Below are 847 nucleotides of genomic sequence, written 5' to 3' on the forward strand. Positions count from 1 at the left end.
CCGCGTGGGAGCCATCAGCCGCAACCTGCCGGAGTCGGTGTCCTTCAGCAGCTGGCGAGGCGTGATCCAATGCGAATCCAGGGCTTCGGTGGTCTGGTGCCGCGGCTGCTGGCCAGCGTCGAGTCCGGCCACATAGAAGAAGGTGTCAAAACGCTTTGGATGGCCGAGCGGGGTAATCCAGTTCGCCCACGGCACCAGCTGGCAGGGGTGCAGGCGGGCGCCGGTTTCCTCCCAGACCTCCCTGATGGCCGCGGCCGCCACTACGGCGGAGGCGAAGTGCGATTGCTGTTCGCCCAAGGCCCACAGCGAGGTGTTCCGCCACAGCTGGGCGTGTCCGGCAGCCACCCGTTCGGGAATCGTGTCTACCGCCGCCGCGTCTTGCTCGTCGACGCGCCCGCCGGGGTACACGACCACCCCGGGGGCAAAATCCATGGTCCGGGTCCGGTGCTGGATAAAGACCTCTAGCCCGTGGACCGATTCCCGCAGCAGCAGTACGCTGGCGGCCCGTTGCACCGTTACCGCCTCGTGCGCCGCCCGCTGTGCCGCGGTGCGCTGCGGTTCTGGCCAGTTCTGCTCCATGGCTCCCAGTATGGCCGATCTGGACGGTGAGTGCCGCCTTGGCGTGGGGCACCGGGAGAAGCCGCGCACCGCGGCTTTGCAAAAATACACGGCGCCGGGGTGTTGTTCCCGCCGCGAGGCTTGGCACGATGGGAATCAAGAGGACGCCGTACCCCGGAAGGAAAATGCCATGGCAACCAATGAAACCGCCCGTGGGCAGGTACCGGGCAATGAAGGGCTCGCCGGGCGTCGGGCCATTGTCACCGGTGGGGGCGGCGGCATCGGCCTG

The 847-nt window shown here is 67.8% G+C and carries 1 protein-coding gene; it reads right to left on the bottom strand.

Going from position 1 to position 847, the window contains the following annotated elements; all coding sequences use genetic code 11:
• Positions 1–579 (bottom strand): NUDIX hydrolase (locus JCM19049_RS15970; protein ID WP_054822040.1); only part of this gene is annotated, 579 nt, incomplete at its 3' end.
• Between the last annotated feature and the right edge of the window lie 268 nt (positions 580–847).

Source organism: Arthrobacter sp. JCM 19049, from assembly GCF_001310435.1.